General features: G+C 59.0%; 16 protein-coding genes. 5 read left to right on the forward strand and 11 right to left on the reverse strand.

The window, feature by feature from the left end:
* Positions 1-47: 47 nt before the first annotated feature.
* Complete coding sequence (locus GS620_RS06115) at positions 48-1067, reverse strand: TRAP transporter substrate-binding protein (RefSeq protein WP_171614657.1); 1020 nt, start codon at positions 1065-1067, stop codon at positions 48-50.
* Positions 1068-1137: 70 nt separating this feature from the next.
* A complete protein-coding gene (locus GS620_RS06120; protein WP_171614659.1) occupies positions 1138-3171 on the reverse strand; it encodes an FAD-dependent oxidoreductase in 2034 nt (677 codons plus the stop codon).
* Positions 3172-3274: 103 nt separating this feature from the next.
* Between GS620_RS06120 and paaG the strand changes: the two genes are divergently transcribed.
* The 4 genes from paaG to GS620_RS06140 are packed head-to-tail and all read left to right on the forward strand — an operon-like array spanning position 3275 to position 6423.
* Positions 3275-4060: a 2-(1,2-epoxy-1,2-dihydrophenyl)acetyl-CoA isomerase PaaG gene (gene paaG, locus GS620_RS06125; protein WP_171614661.1), complete on the forward strand. Its 786-nt coding sequence runs from the start codon at positions 3275-3277 to the stop codon at positions 4058-4060.
* A gap of 2 nt (positions 4061-4062) precedes the next feature.
* Positions 4063-4488, forward strand: a complete 426-nt coding sequence (gene paaI / locus GS620_RS06130) for a hydroxyphenylacetyl-CoA thioesterase PaaI (RefSeq protein WP_170345375.1) — start codon at positions 4063-4065, stop codon at positions 4486-4488.
* 24 nt (positions 4489-4512) lie between these two features.
* Positions 4513-5823, forward strand: coding sequence for a phenylacetate--CoA ligase PaaK (gene paaK / locus GS620_RS06135; protein WP_171614663.1), 1311 nt, complete (start codon positions 4513-4515; stop codon positions 5821-5823).
* Between the two features lie 3 nt (positions 5824-5826).
* A complete protein-coding gene (locus tag GS620_RS06140) occupies positions 5827-6423 on the forward strand; it encodes a TetR family transcriptional regulator (protein WP_171614665.1) in 597 nt (198 codons plus the stop codon).
* A gap of 99 nt (positions 6424-6522) precedes the next feature.
* Here GS620_RS06140 and GS620_RS06145 read toward each other — a convergent pair whose 3' ends face one another.
* From GS620_RS06145 to GS620_RS06175, 7 genes are read right to left on the reverse strand one after another with little or no spacing between them, the layout of a single operon-like run.
* Entirely contained in the window at positions 6523-7578 is a 1056-nt protein-coding gene (locus GS620_RS06145) for an aldolase/citrate lyase family protein (RefSeq protein ID WP_171614667.1), read from the reverse strand.
* Positions 7579-7589: 11 nt separating this feature from the next.
* Positions 7590-8390, reverse strand: coding sequence for a 2-oxo-hept-4-ene-1,7-dioate hydratase (hpaH, locus tag GS620_RS06150; protein WP_171614669.1), 801 nt, complete (start codon positions 8388-8390; stop codon positions 7590-7592).
* The gene (locus GS620_RS06155; RefSeq protein WP_171614671.1) at positions 8387-9241 is read right to left on the reverse strand and encodes a fumarylacetoacetate hydrolase family protein; all 855 of its coding nucleotides are present in this window, start codon (positions 9239-9241) and stop codon (positions 8387-8389) included. Before GS620_RS06155 ends, hpaH begins: the two co-directional genes overlap by 4 nt.
* Positions 9238-10635 carry a pyridoxal-dependent decarboxylase gene (locus tag GS620_RS06160; protein ID WP_171614673.1) on the reverse strand — a complete coding sequence of 466 codons (1398 nt, stop codon included), beginning with the start codon at positions 10633-10635 and terminating at the stop codon, positions 9238-9240. The genes GS620_RS06155 and GS620_RS06160 overlap by 4 nt, the downstream gene beginning before the upstream one ends.
* Positions 10636-10693: 58 nt before the next feature.
* Positions 10694-11536: a 3,4-dihydroxyphenylacetate 2,3-dioxygenase gene (gene hpaD, locus GS620_RS06165; RefSeq protein WP_171118157.1), complete on the reverse strand. Its 843-nt coding sequence runs from the start codon at positions 11534-11536 to the stop codon at positions 10694-10696.
* A 54-nt stretch (positions 11537-11590) separates the two neighbouring features.
* The gene (hpaE, locus tag GS620_RS06170) at positions 11591-13099 is read right to left on the reverse strand and encodes a 5-carboxymethyl-2-hydroxymuconate semialdehyde dehydrogenase (protein ID WP_171614675.1); all 1509 of its coding nucleotides are present in this window, start codon (positions 13097-13099) and stop codon (positions 11591-11593) included.
* A 3-nt stretch (positions 13100-13102) separates the two neighbouring features.
* The gene (locus GS620_RS06175; RefSeq protein ID WP_171614677.1) at positions 13103-13501 is read right to left on the reverse strand and encodes a 5-carboxymethyl-2-hydroxymuconate Delta-isomerase; all 399 of its coding nucleotides are present in this window, start codon (positions 13499-13501) and stop codon (positions 13103-13105) included.
* Between the two features lie 105 nt (positions 13502-13606).
* Here GS620_RS06175 and hpaR point away from each other — a divergent pair, with 105 nt between their 5' ends.
* Entirely contained in the window at positions 13607-14047 is a 441-nt protein-coding gene (gene hpaR / locus GS620_RS06180) for a homoprotocatechuate degradation operon regulator HpaR (protein WP_171170052.1), read from the forward strand.
* A 44-nt stretch (positions 14048-14091) separates the two neighbouring features.
* Here hpaR and GS620_RS06185 read toward each other — a convergent pair whose 3' ends face one another.
* Positions 14092-15444, reverse strand: a complete 1353-nt coding sequence (locus GS620_RS06185) for an aminotransferase class III-fold pyridoxal phosphate-dependent enzyme (RefSeq protein ID WP_171614679.1) — start codon at positions 15442-15444, stop codon at positions 14092-14094.
* A gap of 34 nt (positions 15445-15478) precedes the next feature.
* Positions 15479-16258 carry an IclR family transcriptional regulator gene (locus GS620_RS06190; protein ID WP_171614681.1) on the reverse strand — a complete coding sequence of 260 codons (780 nt, stop codon included), beginning with the start codon at positions 16256-16258 and terminating at the stop codon, positions 15479-15481.
* Positions 16259-16320: the final 62 nt, after the last annotated feature.

A 16320-nucleotide genomic window follows, 5' to 3' on the forward strand; every position in this document is an offset into this window, starting at 1 on the left:
CAACGGGTGAAGATGGCTGGCGGGTCAACCCCGCCAGCCCGGCTGCGTTACTGGGCAGCCATTTCGTTAACGATCATGTCATAAGCGGCTTGCGCATCAACACCGGTGCCATTGACCTCTTCGATGACCTTGGCGCGCACATCGGCAGCGATCGCATTGAACTTTTCCAGATCTTCAGCAGAGGCTGCATTGATCGCGTTGCCCTCGGTCTGTTCGGTCGCTTCACGGCCGATCGCGTCGATCTCATCCCAGATTTTACCGATTTCGCGGCTCAGCGGTTCGCCGAAGACCTGTTCTTCCAAAGCGGCCTGCACATCGGCGGGAAGATCCGCAAAAGTGTCTTCGTTCATGATGAACGCAAATGACCCGCGATACAGGCCACCCGGAACTTCATATACGTTTTGCGCCACTTCGGTCAGCTTGAAACCCTTGCGGGATTCAAATGGCATGACCACACCATCAGCAGCTTTCGACGCGAGTGTCTCGTATACTTTCGGCGCAGGAACCTGAATTCCGGTTGCGCCCAGCGCGGTGCCGACATCTCCGCCGACACCACCCGGGATACGCACCTTGAGGCCCGATACCTCGTTGAGGTTGGTCACCGGGCTGCTGGAATGAAGCTGTGCCGGGCCGTGTGTGTGCAGGGCGATCACTTTCACACCGCGATGTTCGTCCGCCGCCTTGAGATACTTGTCGTATGTACGCCAATACGCGACCGAGGCCGCTTCGGCCGAGCCCTCATATCCGGGCAGCTCAATCATCTTGGTGGTGACGAAACGACCGGGCTGGTATCCGTGGAAGATGATCGACGCATCCGCCGCGCCATCCATGATAAGGTCCATCTGCGCCGGCGGCGGGGCAATTCCCAGCTTCAGTTCAGCTGTGACTTTGCCATCGGTGGCTTCTTCGACCATTTCCACGAATTTCGGCCACATCTTCGCGTTGATGCCGTGGGTCGGCGGTGCCCAGCTGGAAATCGTCAGCGTATAATCCGCCGCCAGCGCCACTGTGCCCGAAACGGCCAGTGCGGCCGAGGCCAAAAGAGTGCTCAACTTGGTGAACTTCATGGTTTTGTCTCCTCCCTGTGAAACATGACTCGAGAATGCGTTAATGGTCACTTTTGTAACCATCAACATGTTAATTGTTTTCCAATAGGCCCGCGAGGCGCCACGAACCGGGGCTTTCTTTCGCTACGGTTAGCATATTTGCGGCGCACCGGCTGATGCCGATTTCGTTGCAATAGTTCATGGGTCCTCCTCTCCAGCGGGGAAAGCCGTATCCATGGATTTGAACCATATCGACAGCTTCGGCGTTTTCCGCGATCCCCTCTTCAATGATCAAAGCACCCTCGTTGGCCAAGACCGCCAGCAACCGCGAACAGATTTCCTCGTCCGAAAAATCCCTGCGGGTGATGCCCTGCTGGTCGGAATAAGCTTCGATCAATGCCTCAACTTCGGAATCCCGAACCGGATCGCGACTGCCCTCTTCGTAGCGGTACCAGCCTTTGCCGACACGCTGGCCGAAACGCTCGCGCTGACAAAGCTGGTCCGCGATGGTGACATAACGTTCGTTCGGGGCGCGGTTGGCGGCATTGCGTTTGCGGTTTGCCCAGGCAATTTGAAGACCGGTCAGATCCTGAAGCTCGTAAGGCCCCATCGGCATCCCGAACGCCCGCATTGCACGGTCCACCTGATAGGGAAGCGCCCCATCTGCAAGCAGATAATCGGCCGCGCGCCGATAGGCGGCCAACATGCGGTTGCCAATGAACCCATCGCAGATACCCGACAGCACCGAAACCTTGCGAAGCTTCTTCCCAAGCGCGACCGCAGTTGCGACCACTTCAGCAGACGTTTGCGGAGCTACCACGACCTCGAGCAATTTCATGACATGGGCCGGGCTAAAGAAATGCAGGCCGATGCATCGGGCCTGATTGCCGACGCCCGCGAAAATTTCGCGCGGGTCCAGATAGGACGTATTGGTGGCCAAAATCGCATCGCTGCTCATATGCCTTGCCAGCTCGTCAAATACCTGCTGCTTGACGGACAGGTCTTCAAAGACGGCCTCGATCGCCAGTTCGGCATCCGCAGCGTCTGCATAACTGTTCACCGCACGAAACGCAGCAAGGCGATCCCGAAGCTGCGCCTCGGACATCTTGCCTCTCTTGACCGCGCCTTGCAGCAGACCCTCGACCCGAGTGTGTGCTGCGGCCGCGGCGTCAGCGTCTCGCTCGATCAACGTCACGGACAGCCCGCCGTTCAGGGCCGCAGTTGCGATCCCCGCCCCCATCAATCCCCCTCCGACAACGGCTATCCGTGTTATGTCACGGGCGGCCACGTCTTTGATCAACGAAGGTTTGGACACGGTACGTTCAGCAAAAAACGCGTAACGCAAAGCGCGGCTTTCCGGGCTTTGGCGCAACTCCAGATGGCGCGCGCGCTCTTTCGGTTGTGCGGTGGCAAATGGCTCAACCGACCAACCAAGCGCCGTCAGGTTTTCCAGCGGCGATTTCTGCCCCCTGGCGCGTTTCTTCAAAGCCTGGCGGCTCGCCTCCAACAGATCCGGCGCAAATTCCGCCACAGCACGCTGGCTGACAGGTATTGGGCGTTCGGGCAGATCCGCTACCAAGTCCAGAACAGCAGCCTTGGGGTCTTCGGCGACAAGGTCGACACCGCCAAGCTCGGCCAGTGTCTCTGCCCTGAGAATTTTGCCCGAACAGGCCATGTCAATTGCAGCCTGCATCCCGACCAGACGCGGCAATCGTTGAGTGCCCCCTGCCCCGGGGATCAAGCCCACATTGACTTCCGGCAGGCCAAAACCCGTTCCCGGCGCTGCGATCCGCCACGCACAGGCCATGGCGATCTCGAACCCGCCACCCAGCACGTTGCCATGCATGCAAGCTATGAACGGAACCTCGCTGTCTTCGATTTTCTGAACCACGTCAGGCAAATGTGGCTCGACCGGCGGTGCATCGAATTCGGACATGTCGCCGCCCGCAACAAAGGTCTTTCCAGCACAACACAGCACCGCCACGCGCGCGCCCTTGACCGCATCAACCGCGTCAGACAGCCCTTGCCGAACACCTGTCGACGTCGCGTTTACCGGCGGGTTGTCAATTGTGACCCACGCCACGTCGCCTTTAAATTCAACGCTCACCAGCGACGACTGCGACATTTGCAATCCCTTTGATCGGTTCAGATTCGGTTCGGGTTTATATATTGACCAACCGTTCGGTTAATGCAATGATTAAGTTGAAACGAGACCAGATGAGACAGTCATGAGCGATACGATTCTTGTACAAGACAACGGGAACTGGGTCGAAATCACCCTGAACCGCCCGGACAAGCTGAATTCGTTCAACGAAGAAATGCACCTGGCGCTACAGAATGCGCTGAAAGCCGCGCGCGACGACGGGGCCCGCGCGATATTGCTGACCGGTGCCGGGCGTGGCTTTTGTGCCGGTCAGGACCTCGGTGATCGCGACCCGTCGAAGATGGATGGCCCACCGGATTTAAGCAAAACGGTACGCACGTTCTATGCCCCTCTTGTCCGTTTGATCCGGTCGATGAATATCCCGGTGATCTGCGCCGTGAACGGAGTAGCCGCCGGGGCAGGTGCAAATCTGGCGCTGGCCTGTGATATGGTTCTGGCCGCGGAACGTGCGAAATTCATTCAGAGCTTTTCCAAGGTGGGCCTGATTCCCGACACGGGCGGCAGCTGGCACTTGCCGCGCCTGTTGGGCGAGGCGCGCGCCAAGGGGCTGGCCCTGACAGCCCAACCCCTTCCGGCCAAACAAGCCGAAGATTGGGGGCTGATCTGGAAGGCCGTGGCCGACGATCAATTGATGACCGAAGCGCGCGCTCTTGCCGCGCAATTGGCAAACGGCCCCACCCTCGGGCTCGGGCTGACCAAACAGTGCATTCAATCGGCTGCCACCACGTCCCTCTCGGATCAGCTCGAGATCGAAGCGGACGCAATGAAGACCTGCGGGGAAAGCGCGGATTACGCCGAAGGCGTATCCAGTTTTCTTGAAAAGCGGGCACCGAATTTCCAGGGACGCTGATGATGACACCCAAGGAACGTGCCACGAGATCCGCTGAAGCGATGTGGGCGAATGACCAAGCCAGCAAATGGTTCGGGATGGATCTGGTCGACGTCGACGAAGGCCGTGCAGTCCTGACCCTGACAGTCGGGGACCATCACTGCAACGGGCACGGCATTTGCCACGGGGGCGTCACTCATGCCCTGGCCGACAGCGCCTTTGCCTTCGCCTGCAACAGTCGCAACGTGGCAACCGTCGGCCAGCATACGATGATGAGCTATCTCGCGCCCGGGAAAAAGGGGGACCTCCTGACCGCAACCGCGACAGAGGTTGCCGTCACCGGCCGCAGTGGCATCTATGACGTCCGCGTCACCAATCAAGACAACACCCTGATCGCCGAGTTTCGCGGAATGTCCCGCGCGGTCGGCGGGCAGAATTTTCAGGAATAGCTTCGCGACTGGAGGAGTGACGCGATGGAAGATCTTTCCCCAAACAAAGCGGATCTGGACCCGATCGAGATCGCCTCGATCGACGAAATCCGTGCGACGCAGCTTGAACGGCTCAAATGGTCCGTTCGCCACGCCTATGAGAACGTGCCGATGTACAAGCAACGGTTCGACGAATCCGGTGTGCATCCTGACGATCTTCAGCAGCTCTCGGATCTGGCGAAGTTTCCGTTCACGTACAAAAATGATCTGCGTGACAACTATCCGTTCGGCCTGTTCGCCGTTCCACGCAGCCAGATCATTCGTCTGCACGCCTCGTCCGGTACGACTGGCAAGCCGACGGTGGTGGGCTATACGAAAAACGACATCGACAATTGGGCGGATCTGGGCGCAAGGTCCCTGCGCGCATCGGGGTTGCGCAAGGGAGACATGGTGCACAATGCCTATGGTTACGGGTTGTTCACCGGCGGTCTTGGCGCACATTACGGGATCGAGCGGCTTGGCGCGACCGTCGTCCCCATGTCCGGTGGGCAAACCGAAAAGCAAGTCAACCTGATCAACGATTTCCGGCCCGACGGGATCATGGTTACGCCTTCCTATATGCTCAATATCCTTGAACAGTTCCACAAGGCGGGGCTCGACCCGCGTGAAAGCTCGCTGAAGGTTGGCGTGTTCGGTGCCGAGCCCTGGACAGACGCCATGCGCGCCGAAGTCGAGGAAGCGTTTGATATGCATGCGGTCGACATCTATGGCCTGTCCGAAATCATGGGGCCCGGGGTGGCCAATGAATGCGTGGAAACCAAGGATGGCCCGGTGATCTGGGAAGATCACTTCCTGCCTGAAATCATTGATCCCGCGACCGGAGAGGTCCTGCCCGATGGCGAAACTGGCGAGTTGGTGTTCACGACCCTGACCAAGGAAGGTTTGCCGATGATCCGCTATCGCACGCGCGATCTTACCTGCCTGTTGCCGGGGACAGCACGGTCCATGCGCCGGATGGCCAAGATCACCGGTCGCAGCGACGACATGATGATCCTGCGCGGCGTCAACGTCTTTCCCAGCCAGATCGAAGAACAGGTCATGGCGACGGGGGGCCTTGCCCCTTATTATCAGATCGAGCTGTACAAATCCGGCCGCATGGACGCCATGCGGGTTTATGTTGAATCGTCCCCGGATTCCACCGACGAACTATCCAAGACGGCCGCGGCACGGATGCTGACCAAGCGGATCAAGGACGTCGTTGGCGTCTCAACGGAAATTGTTGTAGGTGACCCCGGCGACGTCGAACGCTCTCAGGGCAAGGCGAAGCGCGTCGTCGACAATCGCGATAAGGAATAAGCCGTGGCCCGTACAATCGCCAAAGATCACGACCAGAAGCGGAAGCAAATCCTGAAAACGGCCGCCAAAGTGTTCGCCGACCAAGGGTTTGATCGCGCCTCAATGACCCTGTTGGCAAAAGAGTGCGGGATTTCCAAGGCAAACATCTACCACTATTACGACAGCAAGGATGCCATCTTGTATGACATCCTTGAAACCTACCTGCGCGAGCTTCGCGACCGTATCTGCAATGTGGAACTGAGCGGTCTTACGTCTGAACAGAAGCTGCGGAAAGCAGTGCGCGAAATCCTGTTTGCCTACCAAGGCGCAGATGACGAACACCGGGTGCAGATCAGCGGCATGAGCGCCTTGACCGAGGAACAGCAGAAACTTCTGCGCGGGTATCAGCTGGAATTGGTGAATTTTGTGCGCGAAATCCTCAAAGAACTGGCACCGTCGGCCTTCAACGATGACAAGGACAAGCTGCGCGGCACCACGATGTCAGTTTTTGGGATGCTGAACTGGTATTACATGTGGAACAGCGGAGCAGGGCCCAAGGCCCGCGAAGACTATGCCGATCTGGTCAGCACTCTGACCGTCCATGGTGTCCAAAAGCTCTAACTGAGGCCTTTCGGGCAAAACCGTTCCAAATCCAACACAGGGGTGCCTGCCCTTGACCCGTTGCCACAGTGGCAGGTTCAGGGCCGCAACGTGTTTTCCTCATCCTGACCAATCAATGCGGAACTCTTCCCGAAACGCAAAACGCGCCAGATGAGCCTCGATGACCTGTTGCCATCGGGCCAGATCACCGCGCGCCCGGGTGGCGGCGATTACGGTCAGGCTGGTGTCGCCCGCCGAAAGGGTGACGCGGTTCCCGTCCGGAAAGCTCACGCTGCCTTGTGTTTCATCGAATGTTACCTGAGCCTTGTGCGACCAGTGTTTGCAAAGCTGTTGCAGGTATTTCGACGCCGCGCCTGTCTGCGCGATTCCCGAAGCCACCTGATCGGGCAGCAGGCTGAGCCCATCAGCGGCAGCGGCCCGGATTGCCTTGGCGAACAAAGTCACATCGATGTCCGTGGCCACGAATGTTGCCCCCAGATCCAGGCATTTTCGCTGCATGACCGGGTCCAGCGACAATATCCCTGCCGGCTTGCCTGCCGCAACGATGCGCCGGATCGCATCAAGAACGGCCTCGATCACGTCCGGGTGCCCGGCATCGCCGATATGGCCCATATCTGCGGCCAGATCCGACGGGCCGACGAACACCCCATCGACGTCGGTCGCCAGGATGTCGTCCAGCGCCTCCAGCCCAAGCCTGTTTTCGACCTGCACCAAAAGACAGATCTGCTCGTCCGCCGTTTTCAGATAATCCGGGATAGCCGCAAAACGCGAGGCCCGCGCCAAAGCGGAACCTACGCCCCGAACGCCACGAGGTGGATACTGCACGGCCCGCAACAGTTCGCGCGCCTGATCGCCGCTTTCGACCATCGGCACCAGAATATTCTGCACACCGGCATCAAGATATTGCTTGATCATCCAGGTCTCGCCAATCGGCAGGCGTGCGACGGGGGTACTGCCAGATCCTTCAATCACCCTCACCTGCTCGAGGATCGAGCGCAGATCGTTTGGCGCATGCTCACCGTCGACCAGCAGCCAGTCAAACTGCGCGGTTGCGGCGATCTCGGAGGTATAGGCATTGGCCAAGCCGATCCAACACCCGATCAAAGGGGTTCCAGACGTCAGCGCGGCCTTGAACGAATTGATTGGCGCAGGCATTGGCGCTCCTTTCAGGCGAAATTGATATCGACTGAGCCGAACGGTCCGAAATCCGCGTGGATTTCTGTTCCCGGGGGGCATTCGACCGGGCGGATGAAGCTGCCGGACAGAACAATCTGGCCCGGCGCGATGCTCTGACCGTATTGCGCCATGCGTCGCGCCAGCCAAACGACGCTTTCGACCGGATCGTTCAGCACCCCCGCGCCCAGACCGGTTTCCTCGATCTCGCCATTGCGGAAGGTCAGCGCCCCAACCCATCGCAGATCAAAGGCATCCACCCTGTGGCGATCGTTGCCCAAAACGATACCGGCATTCGCGGCATTGTCACTGATCGTGTCAAACACCGTACGGGCATTGCCGGTTTTGGGATCCACCCGTTGAATCCGCGTATCCAGAATTTCGATGGACGGCGCGACGTAATCCGTCGCCGCGATGATATCTGCGCGGGACACGTTCCCCCCACCTATGGCCGATTTCATGACAAAGGCAATTTCGGCCTCGATCCGGGGCTGGATGAAGCGCCCGGCCGGAACGGTGGCACCCCGTGCAAACACCATGTCGTCAAACAGAATTCCACTGTCAGGAATGTCGATGTTCAACGCGTATTGCATGGCTTTCGAAGTCAGGCCGATCTTCCACCCGATCACGTTGCGCCCTTCGGACAGTTTCTGGCGACAGATGGCGTTCTGCACCTCGTAAGCGTCATCCATGCCCATCTCGGGGTGGCGCAGGCTGAGCAGGCCAATCTGTTCATGCGTTCGTTCCGCCTGCAACAGATCAGCGGCCGCGCGAGCATGGTCTTCGGGCGTCATACTTTTTCGTCCTCAACCGTGTTTCGCAGAGTACCGATACCGTCGACCGAGACCTCGACCACATCACCGGGTGCCAGGAATTTCGGCGGATCGAACCGCGCGCCCGCCCCGGTCGGTGTACCGGTCACAATGATATCGCCGGGCTGAAGCGTCATGAAAGTCGAGATATATTCGATCTCGCGCCGGATCGGGAACATCATGCGGTTCAGCGTATCATCCTGTCGCAGCTCGCCATTCACACGGGTTTGAAGACGCGCCTCATCCAGCTGAGCCGCATCCGTGAACGGAACCAGCCACGGGCCGATGGCCCCGGACCTATCCCAGTTCTTGCCTTGTGTGACATTGAACTTGGCGTGCCGAACCCAGTCGCGAATGGTTCCCTCATTGCACAACGTCAGCGCGGCGATGTGATCATACGCGTCTTCCTGTGGAATGCGGCGGCCAGCCTTGCCAATCACGATGGCAACTTCGCCTTCGTAGTCCAGCGTGTGGTTTTCCGGCGGGCGGATCAGAGGCCGGTCATGGCCGGTAAAGCCACTGGCGAAACGCGGGAACAGGGACATGTATTTGGGCTGCGCGCTGCCATCTTTGTATTCTGCGTTCCGGTCGGGAAAGTTCACTCCGACGCAAAGGATACGTCGCGCATCCGGCATCACCATGTCATAGATGAAATCGGGATGGGTGACAGGTTTCCCCCCGGCCGCCTCTGCCAGTTGATCGAACGCCCCGGCCGCGATCACCTCATAAAGGCTGTCGTGTTCAGGGAATTCCTGGTTCAATGCAATGGCACCACCGTCGGTGATTGCCCCGAAGAAACGTTCTTCGCCCGAAACGAAAGTGGCAAACTTCATTTCATGGCCTCCCACACGTCCCGGATCACGTCCGCCGCCATCAGCACGTCGTCGCGGGTGGTATCGAACTGCCCGACCTGAAAGCGGATGATCTTGCGGCCGTCGAACATGCCCTGCGTCAGGTAAATCCGGCCGTCGTCATTCAGCGCGTCCACCAGACGCTGCTGCTGAGCATCGTCCCCCGGGCAGCGGAAGGAAAACAGGCTGAGGATCGGGCCGGTTGTAATCTCGAACCCCTCGATCGCACCAATCTTTTTCGCCAGTTCGCCGGCCCATGCCACATGGTTGCGGATGCGTTCGCGCAATCCCTCCAACCCATATGACCGCAACAGGAACCAGATTTTCAACGCCCGGAACCTGCGGCCCAGCGGGATGGTCCACTCCGAGTAATTCGTCACCTCGGCTCCGGTCGTCTTGAGGTATTCCGGTTCGATTTTCAGCGTATCGAGCTGCGGCGTGGCGTCCCTCAGGAACTGGATCGCACAATCGAATTGCGCACCCATCCACTTATGCGGGTTGAAGACGATGCTGTCATAGCGGTCGGCGCCCTGCCACAGAGCCCTGCGGAATTCGGGGCAGATCATGGCCGAACCAGCCCAGGCGGCGTCAAGATGGGTGTAGAGGTCGTATTTTTGCGCAATATCAGCCACGGCCATCAGATCATCGCAGGCCCCCACACCTGTGCCACCGGTAACCGCAACGATCCCGGCCGGGACATGTCCGGCGGCGATGTCATTCTGAATGGCGGCCTCAAGCGCCGAGGGGACAATTCCGAAATTCGGCCCCTGCGTGGGCAACTTGACCAGATTGTCCTGACCGATCCCGGCAACCCAGCATGCCCGGTCAATCGACGAATGCACCTGATCGGAACAATAGATCCGCAACGCTCCCTTCGCGTTCAGGCCCTCCCGGTTGCCGGTAAAGCCGGTGGCCCGTTCCCGCATGGTCAGTACCGCCGACAAGGTGGCCGAAGAGGCGCTGTCCTGTATGACGCCGGTCATACCCTCGGGCAATCCGAGGGCCTGCCGCAGCCAGTCGACCATGACGCCCTCGACCTCGGTCGCGGCAGGCGAGGTCTGCCACAACATGCATTGGGCCGCGATGGTCGTCACCAGCATCTCGGCCAACATGGACGGGGGCGCAGCGTTGGCCGGGAAATACGCAAAAAAACGCGGATGCTGCCAATGGGTGATGCCCGGCATCACGATCCGTTCGAAATCGGCCATGATGGCGTCCATCGGCTCGCCTGTCTCGGGTGGCGTTGCAACAAGCTGTGCCGCGATTTCCCCCGGCGCGGTCTGCGCCCGCACGGGACGTTCAGCAAGTGTCCTGTGATAATCCGCCGCCCATTTCGAGATGTGCTGACCCCAATACGAAAACGTGTCCCAGTTCATCTACTGACTTTCCTTTGTGACGGGATCACCGCCAAATCCTTTTGTTCCGTTGCGTGCGTCACACCGAAAAGCTGACATTGGCCTGACCGGTGCCAGAGCTGCCGAAATACGGGGTGTAAATGTCGATCTCACCCTTGTAGCTTCCCCAGCCCAACGCGCCAAACAGCAAAGCGGTGTCGTTCATGGCGCATTCACCGGTGCATTTCTTTGCATAGTCCGGTAGCATTTCGAGAAACTCCTCAAATCGGCCCTGCTGCCACAGCTCCAGAACGCGCATGTCCATCTGGCGGTTGAACTCGCCATTCACGGCATTCAGCCCGTCGACCGAGCGTTCGTTCGGCGTGAAGTCGTGGCTGAGCGAGCCGGACGCCAGAATGGATACATTGCGGTCCGAACGTCGGATACCTTCGGCAATGGCCTCGCCCCAGGCCCGGTTTTCCGCAATCGACGAGAATTGATTGACCGCCACCGGCAAAACCCGGGCATTCACGCCATCATTGATGAAATGCATCGGCAGCAGGGTGCCGTATTCCATGCCCATGTCGGGGTGCGAATGGCCCAGCGCCCGCTCTCCCCGTTCGCGCAGAACGTCAAGGATGGTTTCCCCAAGTTCATGATCGCCGCGATAGTCGAATTCCATATCCGCCAACATATGCGGCAGTTCGTGACTTATGAACCGGCCCTTGTGATGTTCCTTCGTGTTCAGGTGAAACCCTTGATTGGTGATCCAATGGGTGTCGAACACGATGAACGTCTCGACCCCGCGGTCGATCGCGTCCTGACGCAGGCGTGCATATCCATCAATGGCGGATTGCCGGATGCCTTTGTACTTTGGCATCGTGTGGGACATCCAGATGCTGGGCACATGCGTGATCTTTGCGGCCTGTACTATCTTTCCCATGGCAATTCCTCCTCGTGTAATGGGCTTGCCCCGGCCGGGGTCGGCCTGCGTGATCTATTTACCCAACTGCATGATGTCGTGCTGACCGGTGGCAAAGCCGATATGTTTCTGTTCCATATAGAATTCAAAGCTCCAGTCGCCGCCATCCCGGCCGATGCCGGACGCCTTGACCCCACCGAACGGCGTGGGCAGGTGACGCACGTTCTCGGAATTCACCCAGATCATTCCAGCCTCCAGCCTGTCTGTAAACCGAAGCGCGCGGGTCAGATCATTGGTCCAGACATAGCCGGTCAGGCCATATGGCGTGTCGTTGGCGATCTCCAGCGCCTCATCCTCGGTCGAGAACGGGATCGAGGTCAGGACAGGGCCAAATATCTCTTCCCGGGCGATGCGCATCTGGTTGGTGGCATTGGTGAACAGGGTCGGCCGGACGAAATAGCCCACATCCCCCACCTTGACGCCACCAGCGGCGACAGTTGCGCCATCTTCCTTGGCGATGTCGAAATAGCTCGTGACCTTGTTGTAGTGTTCTTCGGTCACCAACGGCCCGATCTCGGTCTCGGGGTCCAAGGGGTGACCTACCTTGATGTTGTTGACGCGTTCAATCAGTCTGGCTTCGAAGTCTTCCTTGATCGTGTCCTGCACCAAAAGCCGCGAAGACGAGGTGCAGCGCTCGCCATTGATCGAATAGATCATGAAGATCACGGCATCCAACGCGCGGTCCAGATCCGCATCATCAAACACGACAACCGGGTTTTTTCCACCCAGTTCCAGATGGTTGCGCTTGTGGGTATCTGCGCCTTGCTTGACGATCAGACTGCCGGTACGGCTTTCGCCCACAAAGGCAATGGCCTTGATCAGTTCATGCTCGCACAAAGCCTTGCCAGCGTCGGGGCCAAATCCGTTGACCGTGTTCAGCACACCTTTGGGCAGCCCTGCCTGTTCGGCGATTTCCACCAGAAGGCGGGCCGTCAGAGGGGAATCCTCGGCGGGTTTGTGAACCACCGTGCAACCCGCAGCCAGGGCCGGCGCGATCTTCCAGGTCGACAGCATGAACGGCGTGTTCCATGGGGTGATCACGCCGACCGGGCCAATCGGCACACGGGTCGTCACATTCATCAGCGTCGGAGACTTCAGGTGCTGCCCATCCCGCGCCTGTATCACCTGATCCGCAAAGTACCGGAAGTTCTCTGCCCCGCGCAAAGCTGCCTTTGACATGAAACGCAGGGTCTGCCCCGTGTCCCAGCACTCGCACAGCGCTATTTCCTCGGCGCGCGCTTCTATGGCATCAGCCACATTCAACAAGATGCGACGGCGTTGGGTGGCGGGCATGTCTCGCCATTCGGCAAAGGCTGCGTGGGCGGCCTGGGCCGCCGCGTCGATGTCAACTGCCGTGCCATGGGCAACATCACAGATCACGGATTTATCGACGGGCGAGACCGACTGAAACACCCCGGCAGATCCGTCCCGGTCTTCTCCCGCGATACGGTTGCGGATGCCCGATTCCCGGAACCGGTCCAGAAAGCCGTTCAGCTTTTCGATGTTTGTGTCCAGTGCGCTCATGCGTCAGGTCTCCTGCGTGGTCGCCGACAGGTGGTCGCGGATCGTACCGGCCTTGGGCGACAGCTTGGGGTCGATGTCACGCATCTCAAGCGAGAGCGCGATGGAATGCTGTGAAAAAACCGGCTCCAGGTATGTTTTGACCGACTCGAATATTCGCTGTGTCGCATCTTCTTTGACATCCGCGGATCGACCCGCCCGCAGGCGGATCGAGATATCAATGAACCCGTGCGCCGGGTTGCCGTCCGCTATGGCGTAATGATCGACCCGTGTCGCGCGCACACGAATACCGGGCATGGGAAAGGTCTCGATTCCGGCCGCCGTTGACCGAATGCACTCGCACAGGCCATCCATGTCGATCCTGTCTTCAAGATTGCCGGAATATTCGACATGGAAGTGAGGCATGGTCTCTCCTTTAATAGTTAACATGTTTAGTTTTTAATGCACCCCCTGTCAAGAGATTGCTTTGTTAATCTTTGCAATTCACGGAACGGCGTTCTAGAAGGCCGCATGAACACTCAAAGCCATTCCAAAAGTACGGCCCGGTCCCTTCCGATCGCGTTGTTGCGTGCCCGTGAAACCGTCATGGCTCCGATCCGGGATATGCTGCAAGGCATCCAACTGACCGAGCAGAAATGGCGCATCCTGCGCGTTCTGGACGAGTTGGGCGAAGTGGAGCAAAGCACCATCGCGCACGAGGCGTGCCTGCTGCTGCCCAGCGTGACCCGCATTTTGCGCACGATGGAGGCCGACGGCCAGATCACCCGCCGTCAGGACAGCGACGACAAACGCCGCACCATGGTCAAGATCACCGAAGCAGGCCGCACCATCCTAAGGGAAAACCTGGCCACTTCACTTACGATCTCCAGCAATATCGAAACGCAGATGGGCAAGGAGAAGCTGGATCAGCTGCTGGACCTGCTCGAGGAGCTGCAAGCCATCAAAGTCTGACCCCGCCAGGTTCCGACGGGGTCGGTTGACCGCCTGCTGACCGCCTACAAAGTGGCAAGACCGGTATCCAGCGCCGACAGAATTTTGGCCACATCTTCCGAAGTGACGATCAGCGGCGGCGACAGAATGATGTTGTTGCCAGACACACGCACCATCACGCCATCTTCATATGCGGCTTTCTGAACCTGAAGCGGCAGGTGTTTTGCGACAGGCGCCTTGGTCGCCCGGTCCGAAACCAGTTCCAATGCACACATCAGCCCCTCGCCGCCCCGCACGTCCCCGATCGCGTCATGCTTGTCGGCCAGCTTTTGCAACCCGGCAAACAACTCGTCCCCGCGCGCAGCAGCATTTTCCCAGATCCTCAGCCGGTTGATCTCGGACAGGGCGGCCAAGGCCGCGGCCGCACCGACCGGATGGCCAGAATAGGTGTACCCCTGATCCACGGATGCCAGGCCCGTGGTGTCACTTTCAAACACCTCTGCGACCGCACCGGAAATCATGGCCGCGCCAAAAGGGAAATACCCGTTGGTGATCGCCTTGGCCGTCGTCATGATGTCGGGCTGAACACCCCAGTGCCGCGCACCGCTTTCGCTGCCGGTGCGACCAAAAGCGGTGATGATCTCGTCCGAGATCAGCAGGATGCCGTGTTTCGAACAGACCTCGCGCACCATAGGCATGAAGCTCTTGTGTGGCGGGATCACACCGCCCGCGCCCAGCACCGGCTCCATAATGAAGGCGGCAACAGTGTTTGCACCCTGAAAAGCGATCTCGGCCTCAAGCGCCTTGACGCAAAGCTGCGCCAGACGCTCGGGGTCGGTTTCGTCAAACGGGTTGCGATAGGTCCACGGCGCAGGCACGTGAAAACAGCCGGGCATCATCGGCTCATACACCGCGCGGAATTTCTGGTTGCCGTTGACCGAGGCGGCAGCATAATGGGTGCCGTGATAACCCTGCTTCAGGCTGATGAACTTGGTGCGCCCTGCTTCACCCCGGACCTTGTGATATTGACGCGCAAGCTTCAGCGCAATTTCGACCGAATCCGACCCGCCCGACGTAAAGAATGAACGGGTCAGCCCGTCGGCCTCGAAGAACTGGGCCAGCTCATAGGACAGCTCGATCGCCTTGTCGTTGCTGGTGCCGCGAAAGGTCGAGTAATAGGGCAACGCGTTCAGCTGATCCGCTATGGCCTGTTTCACCGGTTCACAGGAATAGCCCAGATTGACGTTCCACAACCCCCCCACGGCGTCCAGCGCCGTGTGGCCATCGACATCAGTGATGTTGACCCCTTCACCACCGCTGAGAATGGTCGGTGGGTTCTTCCGGCTGTCGGCTGGGTGCGCCATCGGGTGCCAGAAGTACCGGGCGTTGTTTTCCTTCAGAAAGTTGGAGTCTTTCATGTCGCGGGTCTCCGAGTGTTGAATCCGCCCTGGGTCACGGGTGGAATCCGGTTGGAAAGGAGTCGGGCAACTGGCCGCCAAAACCAGCAGTCAGATCAGCCGAAAGTGAATGCAGCGTGGACAGTATTGCCGGAAGGCGGTCGCCGGTTGCCCGGGTTTCCGGGACAGCTATCGCGATGGTACCCAATGCGACCTGATCGATGCCGAAGATCGGCGCGGCATATCCAAAAACACCTTCTTCGTAACTGCCTCGGCTGTCGGCCCAGCCTGAAACTCTGATCTTTGCGACCCGTTCCTTGATAAGCTTCGGATCAGTAAGCGTGGCTTGCGTAAACCGTGCCTGCACGTGCTGATCCAACTGCTCCAAGAGGTGAGCCGGCCCGAAACTGAGCATGCAAAGACCTGATGCCGTCGCATTGAGCGGAAGCATCTCGCTGGGATCCAGACTGACGCGGACACTGTGCTGCGTTGTTTCCACCACAAGCGCCGTCTGCAACCCCGTTTTCTCAAGCAAAGACAGATGCAGGGATTCACCGACCACCTGCATAGCGGCCTGCATTTTTTGACGCGCGTCCTCAATGCCGGGTCTGGCGATCTCTCGCAGCGCGGCCAAACGCAAAGCCGCCGGCCCGATCGCATAGGATTTCGTCATCGGGTTCTGTTCGATCAACCCGAACTCCTCGAGCGCGCGCAGGTGCCGCAATGCCGTTGCTTTGTTCAGCCCGGACAACCGCGCCAGGTGACTCAGCCCGATCTCAGGGCGGGCATTGGAAAAGTAGTCCAGCATTTTTAGGGCGTTAAGGGCTGTACCCATGTGCGTGTGGTCCTCTTGCTCAGGTAATACTTGACAGAACTAACTTAACAAAGCAACATTAT

The sequence above is a fragment of the Ruegeria sp. HKCCD6428 genome (genome assembly GCF_013110595.1).
In the GTDB taxonomy this organism is placed as follows: domain Bacteria; phylum Pseudomonadota; class Alphaproteobacteria; order Rhodobacterales; family Rhodobacteraceae; genus Ruegeria.